At 70.6% G+C, this 14,566-nt stretch carries 21 protein-coding genes; all 21 read right to left on the minus strand.

Translation table 11 applies throughout. From position 1 onward, the window contains the following. Positions 1-13 precede the first annotated feature (13 nt). The 21 genes from ACFYQA_RS08275 to ACFYQA_RS08375 all read right to left on the minus strand — a co-directional run bounded on the left by ACFYQA_RS08275 (position 14) and on the right by ACFYQA_RS08375 (position 14,506). On the minus strand, positions 14-526 hold the full coding sequence (locus ACFYQA_RS08275) for a hypothetical protein (RefSeq protein WP_388913302.1): 513 nt from the start codon (positions 524-526) through the stop codon (positions 14-16). Next, positions 526-900: a hypothetical protein gene (locus ACFYQA_RS08280; RefSeq protein ID WP_388913305.1), complete on the minus strand. Its 375-nt coding sequence runs from the start codon at positions 898-900 to the stop codon at positions 526-528. The genes ACFYQA_RS08275 and ACFYQA_RS08280 overlap by 1 nt, the downstream gene beginning before the upstream one ends. Positions 901-917: 17 nt before the next feature. Then, entirely contained in the window at positions 918-1,271 is a 354-nt protein-coding gene (locus ACFYQA_RS08285; RefSeq protein ID WP_388913308.1) for a hypothetical protein, read from the minus strand. 67 nt (positions 1,272-1,338) lie between these two features. Further along, positions 1,339-2,262, minus strand: coding sequence for a P22 phage major capsid protein family protein (locus tag ACFYQA_RS08290; protein ID WP_388913311.1), 924 nt, complete (start codon positions 2,260-2,262; stop codon positions 1,339-1,341). A 14-nt stretch (positions 2,263-2,276) separates the two neighbouring features. Further along, positions 2,277-3,068 carry a hypothetical protein gene (locus tag ACFYQA_RS08295; RefSeq protein WP_388913315.1) on the minus strand — a complete coding sequence of 264 codons (792 nt, stop codon included), beginning with the start codon at positions 3,066-3,068 and terminating at the stop codon, positions 2,277-2,279. Between the two features lie 449 nt (positions 3,069-3,517). Continuing rightward, a complete protein-coding gene (locus ACFYQA_RS08300; RefSeq protein WP_388913317.1) occupies positions 3,518-5,977 on the minus strand; it encodes a phage minor capsid protein in 2,460 nt (819 codons plus the stop codon). 33 nt (positions 5,978-6,010) lie between these two features. Further along, a complete protein-coding gene (locus ACFYQA_RS08305; RefSeq protein ID WP_388913320.1) occupies positions 6,011-7,525 on the minus strand; it encodes a phage portal protein in 1,515 nt (504 codons plus the stop codon). Next, positions 7,506-7,751, minus strand: coding sequence for a hypothetical protein (locus tag ACFYQA_RS08310; RefSeq protein WP_388913323.1), 246 nt, complete (start codon positions 7,749-7,751; stop codon positions 7,506-7,508). The genes ACFYQA_RS08305 and ACFYQA_RS08310 overlap by 20 nt, the downstream gene beginning before the upstream one ends. After that, positions 7,748-9,025 (minus strand): PBSX family phage terminase large subunit, encoded by a 1,278-nt coding sequence (locus ACFYQA_RS08315; RefSeq protein WP_388913326.1) that lies wholly within the window; start codon positions 9,023-9,025, stop codon positions 7,748-7,750. The genes ACFYQA_RS08310 and ACFYQA_RS08315 overlap by 4 nt, the downstream gene beginning before the upstream one ends. After that, on the minus strand, positions 9,025-9,552 hold the full coding sequence (locus ACFYQA_RS08320; protein ID WP_388913330.1) for a helix-turn-helix domain-containing protein: 528 nt from the start codon (positions 9,550-9,552) through the stop codon (positions 9,025-9,027). The genes ACFYQA_RS08315 and ACFYQA_RS08320 overlap by 1 nt, the downstream gene beginning before the upstream one ends. 73 nt (positions 9,553-9,625) lie before the next feature. Beyond that, positions 9,626-10,018 carry a hypothetical protein gene (locus ACFYQA_RS08325; RefSeq protein ID WP_388913333.1) on the minus strand — a complete coding sequence of 131 codons (393 nt, stop codon included), beginning with the start codon at positions 10,016-10,018 and terminating at the stop codon, positions 9,626-9,628. Positions 10,019-10,223: 205 nt separating this feature from the next. Continuing rightward, positions 10,224-10,490 carry a hypothetical protein gene (locus ACFYQA_RS08330; RefSeq protein ID WP_388913336.1) on the minus strand — a complete coding sequence of 89 codons (267 nt, stop codon included), beginning with the start codon at positions 10,488-10,490 and terminating at the stop codon, positions 10,224-10,226. Between the two features lie 7 nt (positions 10,491-10,497). Beyond that, positions 10,498-10,635 carry a hypothetical protein gene (locus ACFYQA_RS08335; RefSeq protein ID WP_388913339.1) on the minus strand — a complete coding sequence of 46 codons (138 nt, stop codon included), beginning with the start codon at positions 10,633-10,635 and terminating at the stop codon, positions 10,498-10,500. 131 nt (positions 10,636-10,766) lie between these two features. Further along, entirely contained in the window at positions 10,767-11,381 is a 615-nt protein-coding gene (locus tag ACFYQA_RS08340; protein ID WP_388913342.1) for a hypothetical protein, read from the minus strand. Next, positions 11,378-11,890 carry a hypothetical protein gene (locus ACFYQA_RS08345; RefSeq protein WP_388913345.1) on the minus strand — a complete coding sequence of 171 codons (513 nt, stop codon included), beginning with the start codon at positions 11,888-11,890 and terminating at the stop codon, positions 11,378-11,380. The genes ACFYQA_RS08340 and ACFYQA_RS08345 overlap by 4 nt, the downstream gene beginning before the upstream one ends. Then, positions 11,887-12,522, minus strand: coding sequence for a hypothetical protein (locus ACFYQA_RS08350; RefSeq protein ID WP_388913348.1), 636 nt, complete (start codon positions 12,520-12,522; stop codon positions 11,887-11,889). The genes ACFYQA_RS08345 and ACFYQA_RS08350 overlap by 4 nt, the downstream gene beginning before the upstream one ends. Next, positions 12,522-13,382, minus strand: coding sequence for a protein transporter Sec31 (locus tag ACFYQA_RS08355; protein WP_388913351.1), 861 nt, complete (start codon positions 13,380-13,382; stop codon positions 12,522-12,524). Before ACFYQA_RS08355 ends, ACFYQA_RS08350 begins: the two co-directional genes overlap by 1 nt. A 24-nt stretch (positions 13,383-13,406) precedes the next feature. After that, positions 13,407-13,790, minus strand: coding sequence for a hypothetical protein (locus tag ACFYQA_RS08360; protein ID WP_388913354.1), 384 nt, complete (start codon positions 13,788-13,790; stop codon positions 13,407-13,409). Positions 13,791-13,848: 58 nt separating this feature from the next. Continuing rightward, positions 13,849-14,136, minus strand: a complete 288-nt coding sequence (locus ACFYQA_RS08365) for a hypothetical protein (RefSeq protein WP_388913357.1) — start codon at positions 14,134-14,136, stop codon at positions 13,849-13,851. Then, on the minus strand, positions 14,133-14,255 hold the full coding sequence (locus ACFYQA_RS08370) for a hypothetical protein (protein ID WP_388913360.1): 123 nt from the start codon (positions 14,253-14,255) through the stop codon (positions 14,133-14,135). Before ACFYQA_RS08370 ends, ACFYQA_RS08365 begins: the two co-directional genes overlap by 4 nt. Further along, positions 14,252-14,506: a hypothetical protein gene (locus tag ACFYQA_RS08375; protein WP_388913363.1), complete on the minus strand. Its 255-nt coding sequence runs from the start codon at positions 14,504-14,506 to the stop codon at positions 14,252-14,254. The genes ACFYQA_RS08370 and ACFYQA_RS08375 overlap by 4 nt, the downstream gene beginning before the upstream one ends. Positions 14,507-14,566: the final 60 nt, after the last annotated feature.

Genomic DNA, 14,566 nt, shown 5'->3' on the forward strand with positions numbered 1-14,566 from the left:
CGCGTCAGGTCGGCTACGTGCTCGAGCCGATGATGTGGATGTCGTAGGTCACGCCGGTCGAGCCCGCCGAGTTGGCGATCTTCAGCAGGTCGCCGGTGCTGGCGGTCACGGCGTAGCCGGTCGCGTCCGTCTCGCCGGTGCCGACCGCGACGAACGCGCCCGGGCGCAGGGTGAGCGTGTGCGTCGCGCCGAGCAGCGTGATCCACGGACTGCCCGAAGCGGCCCCGACGACGACGTTGTTCGTGTTCCCGACGGCCGCGGCGATGATCAGGCCCTTGACCCGGGCGAAGGTGACCGCCGCGCCGAAAGCGTCGAGCAACACCCCGGCGAGGTCGAGGTCCTCGCTGCCGGACGCGGCGATCGTGCGCCGGTCCGACCACACGCGGTCAGCCTTGCCCACGCCCGTACCGCTGGCCAGCTGCATCTTCCGTGTCAGCGACTGCGGCGCCCGGCCAGCCCCGAGGTCGAGCGCCTGGGTGAGCTCCGCGTGAGCGGCCACGGCCAGGAGCGTTCCGGAGAGTGCCATCAGTCGTCACTCCCGTACTGCTCGATGAGCTGCTCCTTGGTGAGGCCGTCGATCGCGGCCTCCTCGTCGGAGTCCTGCGCGAGCGAGCGGGCGTACGCCTGCCAGTCGGCCTTGTTCGCGGAGCGGGCCGGGCGCTCGAGTGCGCCCGGCCCGTCTCCGTCCCCTCCACCTCCACCAGGTGGCTCCGTGGGCGGCGTCTCTGCGCCGCCCTGCTGCCCCGGCTCCTGAGTGGCGGGGCCGGGGTCCTGCGGCTCCGGCCCGGCGGGTGCCTCCGGCTCCTGGAGCAGCTCCCAGTTCGGCAGCATGTCGAGCCGCGCCGACCGGTACTCGTACCGGACGACATCGCCCGTGTTGTTGTTGCGGTAGACGAACATGCGGTGTGCGCCTCCGATCAGGGCAGGTCGTTGACGTCGGCGTCGATCGCGATGTCCGCCTGGATGATCACCGTGGTGGCGTCACCGCTGATGACGTCCAGCGCCAGGACCGCGCCGGCCGCCATGTCTCCGGCCGTGCCGGTCGGGACGGCGGAGGCGAAGGCGCTGTTGCCGGCGGTCAGGTTGGAGGCGAGGACGGCGGTCGCGCCGATCTTCGCGTTGACGGCGGCCGCGGCCCCACCGGAGCGGTAGCCGTGCAGCCGGACGACCGTGCAGGGGACGGGCGCCCGCCACACAACAGTGGAGGCGGCGCCGACCGGGGAACCGGTCAGCCGGATGGACTGAGTGACGATGCGGCGCTGGTACGCCATGGGGGTCTCCTGACTGGAGTGCTGGGCGTGGACAGTGCGGCCGCCGCGAGCTGGCGGCCGCAGAGGATCAGCCGTCAAGGCCCTTGATGAGGACGGCCCGGTTGGCGTCCAGGACCTTCGTGCCGTACAGGCAGTCGATGGAGACGACGTCCTGCTTCTTGTCCATGTCGTACCCGTAGATCACCCGCAGGCCGAAGCCCTTGTAGTTCGCGATCGCGGCGTTCGTGTTGCCCTTCGGGAGGGCGAGCGGACGGAACGCGAGCGCGAGCGCCGTCTTGTGGAAGGCGAGGCCGACCTCGGTCGTGGAGATGCCGCTGCCCTGCGGGCTGGGGACCGCGATGTTCTGCGTCATGTACGGGTCGAAACCGAACACCCGGCGGCCCAGCGACGCCTCCATGAGGCCCTCGGTGCTGCCGCGCTTGTCCGCCTCGTGGAACAGCGGGTCGGCGACCCACTCGGCAGCGGTCGTCGGACCGGTGACCACACGCCGCTCAGTGCTCGGCACCTTGGCGATGTCGAGCGTCTTGCCGGCTTCGATCAGGACCTTCGGGTTGGACCACAGGTACGTCGCGGGCGGGCCGGACGCCGCGACGTCGCCGACCTCGGCCACGATGTCGTCCCGCAGAGCCAGGAGATCGCGGTCGATCTTCTGCGCGATGGCCTCCATCGCGGGGGTGAGGAGCTGCTCGTCGAAGTCCTCGATCTTCAGCGTGAGGTCCTCCGCGGTCACCGCGAAGCTGACGTCCGCCATGTGGTTCAGGGTCAGGTTCACCGAGGTCTCGGTGACGTCCTGGACCGTGATGCCGGACGACCGCTCGTACTCGTTCGCGGTGAAGACGGCCGGCTTGCGGATGGTGACCGCGTCGCCGATCTTCCGGGCGAACTCGTTCTCGTAGTCGCGGTGGACCAGGTTCGCCATGACGGTGGCCTCGTACAGCGAGGCGAGAGCCTGCTGAGCGATGGCACCGGGGGTCAGAATGGTGTTGGCCATGAGGGTGTTTCCTCCTATCCGGTCCGGCGCTTACGGCGCGCGGCGCGGATCTCGTCGATGCTGTCGGGTTCGGAGGAGCTCCCGGCCCCACCGGAGAAGTCGCTGCTCGTCCGCTTGGGAGCGGTCGCGACCTTGAGCTTGGGGTTGTCCTCGGCCGCCTTCTTCATGGCGGCCGTCACTGCCTTCGCGAATCCCTCGTCGGACGGGTCGAGAGCCTGGATCGACGCCATGAAGGCGCGGGAGTCCGTGATCGCGTCCGGGTCGACGCCCGCCTTGGCCGCGCCCCGGTAGACCGCCAACTCGATGGCCGTGGACTTGTGGGCGGCCGTCGCGGATTCGACCTGCGCCTTGAGGGCGGCCGGGTCCAGCGGGGCGTCCTTGTCGTCCTTGATCAGGCCGAGGGCCTTGCCGAGTTCCTGGACGATCTCGTTGCGGGCCTCGTCCGCCGCCTGCTTCTTGGCGGTCGTGCGGGCCTTCGCGGACTCGCCGTTCGCCGTCTTCAGCTCCTTCTGGAGCCTGGCGATCGTCGCGGCCGGGGTCTCGTCGCCGTCCTTCTTGGCGGGCGGCTTCGGCTTCTCGTCCTTGGCCGCGCCGTCGTCGTCCTGGTCGTCGTCGCCGGTCCCGCCGGCGTCGTCGCCCTTGCCGTCGTCTGCCGCACCGTCGTCACTGCCGCCACTGTCGTCGGATCCGGAGTCGTCTCCGTCCCCGCCGTCGGCGTACAGGAACGGGGCGAAAGGGCCGTGACCGTAGGGGTGTGCCCAGCCGCCGCCAGCAAGCTGGAGCCTGGGGAGGGTTCGCTTCTGCATGCGTGCACTCCTGGTGCGCGTCGGTGATAAGAGGCCCCGCGCCTGGCGGGGCTTTGTGCGATCCGGCCCGCGCCTGGCGGGCGGAAGATCAGACGCCCGGATCCGGGCATGAAAAAGGGCCCGCACCAGGCGGGCCCTCCAAAGAGATGGAGCTAGTAGACGATGTCCGGCGGGTCATCACCAGCAGGCAGCCTCGGCACCTGCGGCGGCTGCCCAGACACCTGCGGAGCAGGCACCAAACGCACCGCGGTCAGGTACGCAGCGACCTCGTCGTCCGGACCTGTCGGTGTGTAGTACGGACCGGTCGGCGTCAGCGGCTGCGCCCCGCCCCCCAGAGCGATCATGTGAGGGCGAGTCGCATCGTCAGCGGACCACCGGCTCCCATCGTGAGCAACCCAGCGGCCCGCTTCAGTACGGGACTCCACTCTCCAAGCCACGCATCCAGCCTTTCACAGCAGCGCAAGGCAGCCAAGGACGAACCTCTGCAGGTCCGGTTCATTGTCGAAGCGGCGCCCAGACCGACCGAACAGATCCTGCAGACCCACTTGGAACACCTCCGACGACACCGACGCAGGGTCGCCCGGGTTCGCCGCCTCGTAGGTCTTGCCGGCGTAAGCGTCCGCCCATCGGTCCCGGTAGGTCATCTCGTCGTCACGGTACGACGACCCCGGATAGACGTACTGCAGCGAACTCGCCGACCCCAGCACCCCCTGGAACATGGCGCGCCTGCGTACCAGCGTGTACTCCAGCTCACGCAGGCCGGGCACGTACTGCTCCATCCGGTGCCCCAGCTCGTGCGTGGCGACCTCCGCCGCATACGAGCTGAATGCGCCGTTGTACCAGGTCGGAGCGTCCGTATCGAGTGCCATCAGGTCGGAGCCGTCGCCCCCGCCGCGGCCCTGGTAGTGAGCCCGGCGGGCCCCCACCATGACCAGCGGCGTGGACCGCATGCGGTCCAGCCACTCACGTGGGAAGTGCCCCAGCGCCTCGTCGAGTACGTCCTCCCAGTCCTCACGGACCGCGGTCGTGCCGCGTCCGCGTGCTGCGATGAAGTCGGAGTTAGCCACCTTGGTGGTCATCCGACCGCCCAGTTTCCGCACGTCCGCCACGAGCCGACGGACCGTCTCGGCCTCCCGCGCCGCGACTGCAGCCTGAGCTGCACGCAGCTCATCAGCGTCCGGCTTCGCTCCTTGCGACAGCCGCACGACCTTCTCCCGCAGCTCCGCGAGGTGCTGGTCGTTGTCCAGCGCGCTCCGTAGATCGCCCTCCAGCGCCTGACCGGCATCGAGCACCCTGTCCAGGTGCTGCTCGTACTCCTTCGGCGGCAGCAGCTCGCCTGAAGGCTGCTTGCGGTAGAGCCACTTGAACTCCGGAGGCTTGTTGCGCAGCTCCTCCAATGAAGCACGGTCACGCTCGCGACCACGTTCGAGGGAAGCGATCCAGTCGTCGACGCTCCTCGTCGCCTCGGCCAGCAGATCCGACCGCTTCGCCTTCGGTGTGCGCCGCGCCCGGAACTCTGCTTCCTTCGCCCTGACGATCTCCTCACGATCCGCGCGGGCCTGCTCCAGGCGGACGTCGGCGTTAGCGATCGACTGCTCACGTCTTGCGATGAGGTCGCGGTTGTCGACCTCCTGGAACCGCCCATCGACCCACTCGGAGCGGTCCTTCGGCAGCTCGCGCCGCACCTGCTCGATACGGTCCCGGGTCGCCTGAGACACGCGAGCCTGCGGCTCCGGCGGAGCAGGCGGCTTCACCGCCTGCGGCTCCGGCGGCGTCACCGGCTGCTGCTCGCCGAGCTCCGCCTTCTGCTGCGGCGACGGCTTGGCCAGCTGCTCGCGGCGTGGCTTGCGCGGCATGCCCGACTCGTCGACCAGCTCGCGGATCTTCGCCTGGTACGCGCGCACCCGCGCCCGCCGTGTCTTCGCTGTGGCGTCGTCCGTGGCTGCTTCCTCGAGCCGCTTCCACTTCCGCACCTGCCGCTCGAGGTAGCGCTGCTGCTGAGACTGCTCGTACGTGCCGCGCGCCGGGACCGGCTCAGGCTCCTTGGTCAACCCAGGCAGGTAAGCGCTGATGGTGTGGCGGCAGTTCGGGTGCATCAGGCCAGCAGCCCGCGCCTCCTCGAGCGAGCCAGCCACCCGCACCTTGACCATGCGCTCGTCTTCGGTGGCGTGCTCGACCTCGATGGTGCGCGCCCCAGGCTGGCCAGAACGGACGAGGATTTTGGTCTCCCAGCGGCGGCACAGCGGGCACTCCTCCGGTGCCCGCGACACGATCACCAGGTCGACTCCGGCCTCACCGAGCCGGTCCGTGTGCGCCTCGATCGCGGCACGGCCGACTGTGGACCGGGTCGCCATCTCGATATACGACGACAGGTTCCAGGAGCGGCCAGACCTGTCGACAAAGCCAGTGACACCACGGTTGGCGAAGTCGTCCAGCGCCGACTGCGCGGCCTGCCTGCGTGTCTGGGCACCAGACAGCGGAGCAGCCGAGGCTCGAGCGATGACGTCGCGGTACGTGTCCATCGACTCGCGCAAGATCCGCAGATGCACCGGCCGGGTGTCGTTGACCAGCGCGGCAGCGAGCCGGTCGATGACCGCAGCGTTCGGGATCGCGTCTGCGACCGCCTGGGTCACGCCTGCTGGCAGCGCGCCGAGCTCCGCCACTGCGGCCTGCTGGCCTCGGCGGTACGCGTCGGTGACTGCCTGGTGGATGGCGCCGGATGCGTCGACGCTCAGCGCGTCCACGACGGAGCGGATACCAGCCTGGAGGTTGCCGAGCGAGGCGAGCTTCTGCTCGACCCAGGTCGGGGCGTCGATCCCGTCGGCGGCCGCCTGGCGGATCCGCTGGGTGAGGACCATCTCCACCTGCTCGTACAGCGTGGAGACGGTGGAGGCGAGGTCCTCGGCCATGGCCGGGGAAACGGGCATGGCCGCTCACCTCCTTTACGGAAGCGCGCCGGTCTGCATCGGGTCCGGCACTGCCTGTCCGGTCTCCGCCAGGATCTGCTTCGTCTCCGCCTCGACCAGGGTCTTGTCCCACTCGGGGTGGACCATCCGCACAAGCGTCTCCGTCGACGCGGCCTGAGCACGCTTCAGCACGTCGGCGGTGTTGGCCAGGGAGAGTGGGTCTTCCTGCACCGAGTCGTAGAACTCGATCGAGGGCCGCTGCGGGACCACTGGTGTACCGAAGACGTGCCGGTCGACGGCGAGCAAGGCCTCAACTGCGTTGCCGAGGCCGGGCCGTGTCCGCAGGATCTTGCGGCCGCGGGTCGTCATCGACCGGCGCTCCTTCGCGTTGGACTCCGTCGCCGTCATGGCGACGTCGCCGCCGATGCCGAACGTCTGCCCCGAGTAGCCGGCGCTGCGGAGGATCTGGTTGACCAGGTCCTCCGCCGTGTCCCGGTGCTCCTGGACCCGGATTGCGAACTGGGCGACGGTCAGCTGCGCGCCGTCGCCGCGGGCGAGCATGTTGATCCCCGCGAACGCCTCTTGATCGGGGTTCCACGAGGCGCCGCGGCCGGGCCCGTTGGACTGGAGGTACGCGTCCGGAACGACGATGCGGCCCTTGCCCAGCCGGATGTCCCGCATCCACGAGGCGTAGGTCTCGTCGAGCGAGTCCATGAGCGGCTCGACACCGTCCAGGTCGGACCGTCCGAGGTCCTTCAGCTCGGTGTCGCGGCGCCAGCGGCGGGACACGTCGTTGGGGATGTACGAGACGTCCAGGCCGTCGAAACCGGTCTCGATCCGGCCCTCTTCGTCGACGGTCTCGGCGAAGGCCTGCGTCGCCGGGTGGTCCTCGAGCGGGACGACGCGACCGAGCTTGGCCTTCGTGCCCTGGTACAGGCCGTGCTCGATGACGCCGGGCTCGTGCCGCTCGAGGTGCCGCCACACCTGGCCGTCCTCTTCGTGGACGATCCGCCAGAACGTCACCGCGGCGAGCCGGCCCCACCGGAATTCCGGGACTGCGCGGTCGGCGTGGACGGCGTCCAGCCACGGCCGGTCCGCCATGTCGACGTCATATACGGGCCGCAGGTACACGCCACCGAGCGCGGCGCCGACCTCGGCGGCGGTCTGGAGGGTGGCGAGCATGCCGTCGTCGACGAGTTGGTCCAGGCGCTTCTGCGTGGCCTCGTCGTCGGCGGCGGTGAGCGTCGGCGGCTCGCTGAAGAGGAGGTTGGCGGATCCGCCGCAGAGGTCTCCGGCGATCGGCACGTGCAGCTTGGTGCGGCGCTCGCCGGGTGCGGTCGGGGTCCCCCACCACCAGCGGGCGATCTTCCCCATCACGCCGTCCGAGAACTGGACCGGCTTGGGGTCGGGGCCTCCGCCGTGCCCTGCGCCGTACAGGGACTCCAGCCGGTCGGGGTCGCCAGACCACCAGGTGTCCCAGGTGTGCATGGCGTCAAGGGCGGGCCGGAGGTGGGGCGGGGGCCAGGCGACGTTACGCGTCGGCAGCGGCATCGGACACCCCCTTCTCCGAGCGCCAGGCGCGGAAGTTCTTCGCATACACCCAGCCGTACGCGAAGGCCGAGACCAGGAATCCGTACTGCCGAGTCGACAGCGCGTAGGCGACCCACAGGACTTGTGCTCCGAGGCCGATGGCCCAGCCGAGTGCACGCTTCCGACCGGCGAAGTACAGGCCGGTCACACCGACTGCCGTGAGCAGCCAGGACCACCAGGCGATCACGCGGCTACCTCCAGTCGGGTCGGTAGGTACGGCCGCCACAGAGACTCGGTCGTCCGCAGGGCGTACCTCGTCGCGTCGAGCGAGTGATCGTTTTCCTTGATCGGCTTGTCCTCGCCAGCCTCAGCCGCCGTGTCATCCCAGGAATAGCCTGGGAACTCATCGATCAGGCCGACAGCCGACTCATGGATCCGCAGATCCTCGGTCGCCAGCAGCGACGACACCGTTCGGATCCCATCCAGCACCGCGTTGTCGGCGTGCGTCACACCGGTCACGCCATCACGGTGCAGCTGCTCGATGAAGCTGGACGCGGATGGGTCGACGACGGTCCACTCTGGAGTGACGCCGACCGTCGACGAGTGCGGGTGTCGCACCTTCGCCAGCCACTGTCGGCGCGCCCGCGAGTACTCCGCGTCGGTCATTTGCTTGCGAGCCATGCGGGAGTCGTGCCGGTACTCGCCCACCACGTAGAGCTTGTGGTCGGCGCCCAAGCCAACCAGCACATCCGCGAACGGGTTGACGGTTCCGTAGTCGATGCCGTCGGCCAGCCAGCGGTCGATCCTCGGTAGGTCGTGGACGATGTGCCGCAGCGGGTCGAACATCTCGTAGACGGCGCCCTCGGACTGGACCCAGGCGCCGAGGATGAAGCGCCGGTACCAGAGGCCGACGTACTCCTTCTTCAGCGAGGCGACATAGTCCTCGTCCAGCGATGGGTTGTCGTCGAGGTTGAAGTGCCACGAGCGGAGGTCGAGTTCGCCCTCGCGGTCGAGGTACTCCTTCTTCAGCCAGTGTCCGGGGTTGTCGGGGTTGGTGGTGCCCAGGAGCCGGGCACCTTTGACCGACAGGCGGCCGAGGAGCTGGCGGAAGAAGTCCTTCGGTAGCAGGCTGACTTCGTCGCAGTAGACCAGGGACACCGTCGCGCCACGGATCTTTCCCTCGGAGCGGCGGTCGTTCGCGCCGATCAGGTGCACGGTCCGCCCCAGGATGACCGCGGTCTTCGCACCGGGCGTCCAGACGATCAGCTTCGCCAGCGACCCGAACAGGCCGGGGTCGACGAGCGGTTCCATGATGTTGCGGCCGATGGTGTCGAGGGTGCGGCCGGTGATGAGGATGAGGCCGGCCCGGGGTGCGGTGGCGATCGCGGCGAGGAGCGCGATGAGCGAGGCGATGGTCTTGCCGGAGCGGATCGCGCCGTGCCAGATGTTGATGCGGGCCGTGGCTTCGACGATGCTCGCGATCTGCTTGCGGGAGAGGGGCAGGTCGACGTTCTGGAGCATCAGGACCCCTCGCTGGCCTCCTGCTCCTGCTGCGCCTTGTGGATCTCGGCGAGGCCGGACATCAGGTTGGTGATCAGGGCGATGCCCTCCTCGGTGCCGGTCTCATCCTTCGGCGGGGCGAGCTTCATCGACCGGTCCACCGCGGTGGCGACCACGCCCATCAGGGCCCGCTTGTCGGCCGGTGTCGGCTCGGGTGCCTCGTAGGTGTCGAACTCGTGGTCCTTGCCGCCCCAGTCGAAGTAGGTGTGCGGCTTGGTGAGTTTCTCCAGCTCGCGTTCGGCGACGTCTTGGAGGCGTTGGGCGAGGGCGGCGCGTCTGGCGGCGAGGTCGGCCTGGCGGACCTCGGTCGCCACGCGCACCTCGGCGGCCCGGTTGAAGCTGAGAGGTGGGTCGAAGCTGGCTGCGATCTTGCTGATGGTGCGGCCGGAACGCCCGAGGATCTCCGCTATCTCGTTGCGGCCCTTGCCCGCGCCGTGCAGCCGGCGGACCTCTTCGCGCTCGTCGTCGGTGACGGGCCCCTTGCCCATGGCGGTCACCCCCTGGACATGCGGAAGGCCCGGCTGCTCACGTGGTGGGCGGCCGGGCCAGTTCAGCGGAAGGTCAGCGGGACTCGCACTTCTCCGTCACGAGGTCCTCTGCGTACTCCGGGTCGATGCTGTCGCTCTCCAGCTGCTCGGCGAACCAGCCAGGGCCATGCACTTCCATGCCGACGCACATGAGGTCGCGACGGGCGGCGTTGTAGCTGTCCCACACCATGTCGACGCTGAGTTCGGTGATCTGCCGTTTGTCCATGCCGGGTGCGGTGGTGGTGGCTGACGCGGTTGGTCGTGTGGCCTTGGCGTCGTCCTTGCCGCTGGTGTTGTCGGTGTCGCCGCCGGTGAAGAGGGTGAGCAGGAAGATCACCCAGGTGATGACCATCGCGGGTAAGCAGCCGAATCGGAAGCCCTTGCGGTCGACGAAGCGGCGCGGTGGCTGGTGCGATTGGTGGTGCATGTTCCCCCCTGGAACGGATGTGAGGTACGGGGGGAATGATGCGCTGTCGGGTGCTTCCGGTTCCGGGCACGCCAGGACTGGCCCCATGGTCGCCGATGAGCGCGGGAACGTCAAGCAAGGTCGAGGTTTGCCCCTGCGAGCATGAGGCGGCCCCACCGTCGGGGGGAGACGGTGGGGCCAGGGGGGTACTGCCAGTGTGGCAGGGCTACGGGCAGTGCGGGCGGGTTCGGTCCCGGTCGGCGATCCGGTCTGCCTCGTCGATCAGAGCGCGCGCAGCCTCGTGCTTGCCTTCGGCCGCGTACGTCTCGGCCCGCTCGCGGAGGATGTCAGCCACCTCGTACAGCGCGATCGAGGCGGCGTGCGTGGCGGCCACGTCGTAGTTCCGGTCTCCGGTCCAGCCAAGGAGTGGCGCGGACACGAGGGCTTCGCGGACTTGCTCAGTGACGTCGTACAGGACGGTGGGGTCGCTCATCCCCGCATCATCCCTTCTTCGGCTTGGCCGGGGTGGTCTTCTTCGCGGGCTTGAGCCAGCCGCCGCGGCTCGCCTGGTACGTCGTCTCGTGGCCCTGCAAACGGGGGTCGTCCTTGCGGATGGGCTTGGGGAATCCGAGTGCCATGATGGCGGTCCTGTCTCGTGGTTGGGATGGGACCGGGGCGGCCGGTAGCTGCCAGGCGGGCGGCCGCCCCGGGGTAGATGGGCCCGTAGACGGGCGGTAGATCGTGGTAGACAGAGCGGTAGACGTGCAGGTCAGGCGGCGGTAGACGCGGCGGGAGACGCCTCCGGGGCAGTGGCCGGGGAAGCGGCCAGATCCTCACGCCGGACGCCCCTCGTCGGGCCCTTCCCGCTGGCCTTCACCTTGGGGTGGACGGGGATGCCCAGGTCCTCCAGACGGGAGCGCAGATCGGCGATCTCCCAGGAGGCGGTGAGGGCCGCGGTGTCGGGCTGTCGCTGGAGGTGGGCCAGGACGGTGGAGAGGTGGACTGCGGACCCGGTGCCCATGAGGGTGAGGAGGAGGCTGCGGAGGGCCTCCCCGGAAGCCTGGGCAGGGGGCTCGACGGGCCCCTCCTCCGGCTCCTCTTCGGCCTCCTCGGCGGCGGGTCGTCCGGCCCTCCAAGAGGCGATCGTCCAGCCGGTGGAGAGCAGCCACATCAAGGCGGGCAGTGCGCGCACGATCCGGGCGAGCAGGTACGCGCCGAAGATGAGCAGTGCGAGCCGGACGATGATGCCGAGGGTGGCGCGCCAGCCGGTGAGGTCGTCGCGGCGGCCGCGCGCGCACCAGGCGGCGGCCCGCGCGGCGAGGCGGCGGGCGAGGAGGGCGGACCCGGTGGCGAGACGGGAGGCGGGACGGGCGAGACGGCTCACAGGATGCCCGCTCCCTGCACTGCGGCAACCACGAAGTCGCCAGCACCGTTGAGGGCGCCCGGGAGCCAGGCCAGGGCGCCGGCCACTCCGGCGGTGAGGCACAGGACGGACCCGACGAAGGCGCCGCCCAGGATGCGCTTCTGGTCCTTCTTGCCCGCGGCCTTGTACGAGAGGACGACCAGGAGCACGGCGATAACGGCGACGACAGCGCCGGTGGCCCCCATGCCGGTGAGCTGCCCGGTGGTCAGTCCGCTGCCGGAGGTGGTGCCGGTGGCTGCGGTCCCGGCTCGCTCGCCGGCTCCGTTGGCGACGGTGCCGGTGCGGGAGTGGGCCCAGCCGAGGATGCCGCCGGGGCAGGCCGCGGCGCAGGCGGCGGCACCGAAGCCCTTCCCGAACGCGGCAAGTTGCTTGACCTCGCGGTTCCCGGTCCACCAGGGGTGCAGGTTGCAGGTCAGGACGATCAGGGCGGCGAGGAGTCCGCCGAGGGTGAGTGTGGACGTGGCGTTCACAGGTCGACTCCGGTCAGGAGGTGGATCGGATCCCACCAGTGCAGGACGCCCAGGGCGCCGAGGCTGGCGGTGATGAGGAGGAAGCGGGGGATGACGCGGCCGGTGTGCCGGTCGAGGGCCCAGGCAGCGAGCAGGGCGACGGTGGCGACGACGTAGGCGGCGGGGATGCCGGCCTCGGTGCGGGCCTGGTGGACGGTGCGGGCCCACAGCCCGACGGGGCTTTGCCCTCCGGCCCAGGGGGTGAGGGCGGCGAGGAGGGCGACGGCCATGCGCCAGGTCGCGAGGCGGTCCCAAAGGCGGGACCACAGCCCGGGCTCCGGCTCTGGCTCGGGCAGCGGGACGGGGACGAGGGTGACCCGGACTTCGATCGGGCCGGGAGGCGGGGGCGGTGGAGGGCCGGGCCACGGTGGCGGTACCGCGGGCGGGGCCGGGGGCGGCATCCGCCACGGCGGGGCTTCTCCGGGCTCGGGGGGTCGGGCGGGGAGGGGTGCGCCGGCGGGGATGATCCGGGTGGGGGTGATGGGGCGGTCGGGCATGGGTGGCTCCTGGTGGCCGATGGGGCGGGCGCCGAGGTGGTGGAGGTAGTGGCGGGCGCGCAACTCGTCGGCGCCGGGCGACGGCTGCGCACCCATCAGCCGGCCAGCCGGACGTACCGGGAGACCGTCTCCGGCTTCGCGTTGGCGTCGGCGACCTTGCGGACGTAAGCCAGGACCCGATCCGGATCGCGGATTCCTGAGTCCAGGGCGGTCCGGACTGCGTCCTTGATGGTCATGGGCCCGGTGGCGGCAGGCTGCGGATCGGGGTCCGGACTGTCCGCACGCTGTCCGGAGTGGTCCGGATCGGCGGATCCGGGGCCGGATCCGGCATCCGCTCCGGCGCCGAGGGCGTGCTGCTCCGCGTCGACGAGGGCCTCCCCGCGCTGGAGCTCACGGCGGATCGGGATCATCGCCAGCTGCCCGTCCACGGTGGCGCGCCGCTTCGTCACCCACTGCTGGGTGCGCGGGTCGAGCGGTCGGGCGTGCACCCGCATGGCGATCGTCCACCCGCCCTTCGCGAGGGCGGAGACGAGCGCACCGACCACGCCGACGACGAGCTGTCCGGTGAGGTAGCCGTGCGCGAAGACCGCGCCCATCGACACGGCGAGCGAGGCGTGGCCAGCCTTCTTCGCGAGGGCAGCGCGGTCGGGGTCGTAGCGCAGCAGCCATTCCACGCCCATGCACATGATCCAGGTGGCGTCGAAGGCGACCGCGGCGCCGTACGCCACGACGGCGACGACCGACATGGCGAGGAGTGCGCCGATGGATGTGGTGGTCCAGGCGAGGGAGACGGTGACGAGGAGCGCGGCGCCGATGGTGACGGCGGTGCGGACGATGTGGTCCCAGTCGCGGGGCGGCTGGGGCACCTCGATCTTCTCGCGGTCGAGGACCATCTCGGTGATGCCGTCGACGGTGTGGGGGACGAGGCGGGTGCGCTCGATGGTGCGGGTCTTCACGGTGCTCCTCCGGGAGCCGGTGGGTCAGTGAGTGGTGAGGCAGAGGGCGTAGTCGTCGGTGCGGCGGATGTGGTCGGTCTCGGGTATGCCGGCGCAGGGGGTGGAGCTGGGGTGGCCGGTCCAGCCGACGATCCGTAACGCGCCCGGGGTGCACGGGGCGGGCTGCAGCTCGGTGGTGATGCAGGAGCCCAGCGGCCACGGGTGGGGCGTGCCGGTCGGGGTGGGGCTGACTGAGGTGGTCGGTGCGGGTGTGACGGTGACCGTGCTGGTCGGCTTCGGCGACGGCCGGTGCGGCGTGGGGTCGGTCCAGTCGGTCCCTGCGAGACGGTGGTGGGTGACTGCGACGGCTACGGCGGCGGGCACGGCGAGGACCAGGGCGACGGCGAGGATGCGGAGCAGGGTGCGCATGCGGGGTCTCCAGGGGCCGCGCCCGGCCGGTGGGGCCGGGCGCGGCGGTAAGGGTGGGTCAGCCGGCGAGGGTGCGGAGCCGGGTGGCGTAGGCGGAGTGGTGGGCGCCGGCGGGGGGCGGGAGGACGTCGACCCAGTCGCTGGTGAGGCCGAGGCGGCGGGCCCAGCCGCGGACGGTGTAGATGTCGACGGGCCGGTTGGGGCGGGTGTCGAGCCGGTCGGCCAGGGCGAGGAGCGCGGTACGGGTCGAGGCCGGCCGCTGGGTGCCGGGCTCGAACCAGCTGCCGCACTTCCGGCAGACCCACTTGGTGCCCTCGCGGGCCATGGACTTTCCGCAGCAGGTCATCGGCGACCCTCCTGGGCGCGTCGGCGGGCTTCGGCGGCGGCGTAGTCCTCGGCGGCCCGCTGCTGGAGCTCGGCGGCGGTCGCGTCCCGGTCCTGGTCGACGGGCGTCTGCTCGCTCATCGGCGCTCACCCTGTTCGGCGTTCACCGCGGCGATCAGGGACTGGAGCCGGTAGTGGAGGCAGGCCGCCGCCTTCACCATCGCCTGGTGGTCGTGGATGTTGGCCGCGGCCACCTGGGCGAGGTACTCGCGGGCCGCCTGCAGCTCGCGCTCCAGGGGTGCGGGGGCGACCTCGGTGTCCGGGGTGCTCAGCGGGTCGTAGGAGGCTGGCGCCGGGGTGGGCGGCGGGGTGGGCTGGTCGGTACGCTCCATGGCGGACCTGCTCTCGTGGTTGTGGGTGGGTCCGCCCCCGGCCCATATGGAGCAGCAACT

The sequence above is a fragment of the Streptomyces sp. NPDC005774 genome, from assembly GCF_042871645.1.
In the GTDB taxonomy this organism is placed as follows: Bacteria; Actinomycetota; Actinomycetes; order Streptomycetales; family Streptomycetaceae; genus Streptomyces; species Streptomyces pratens.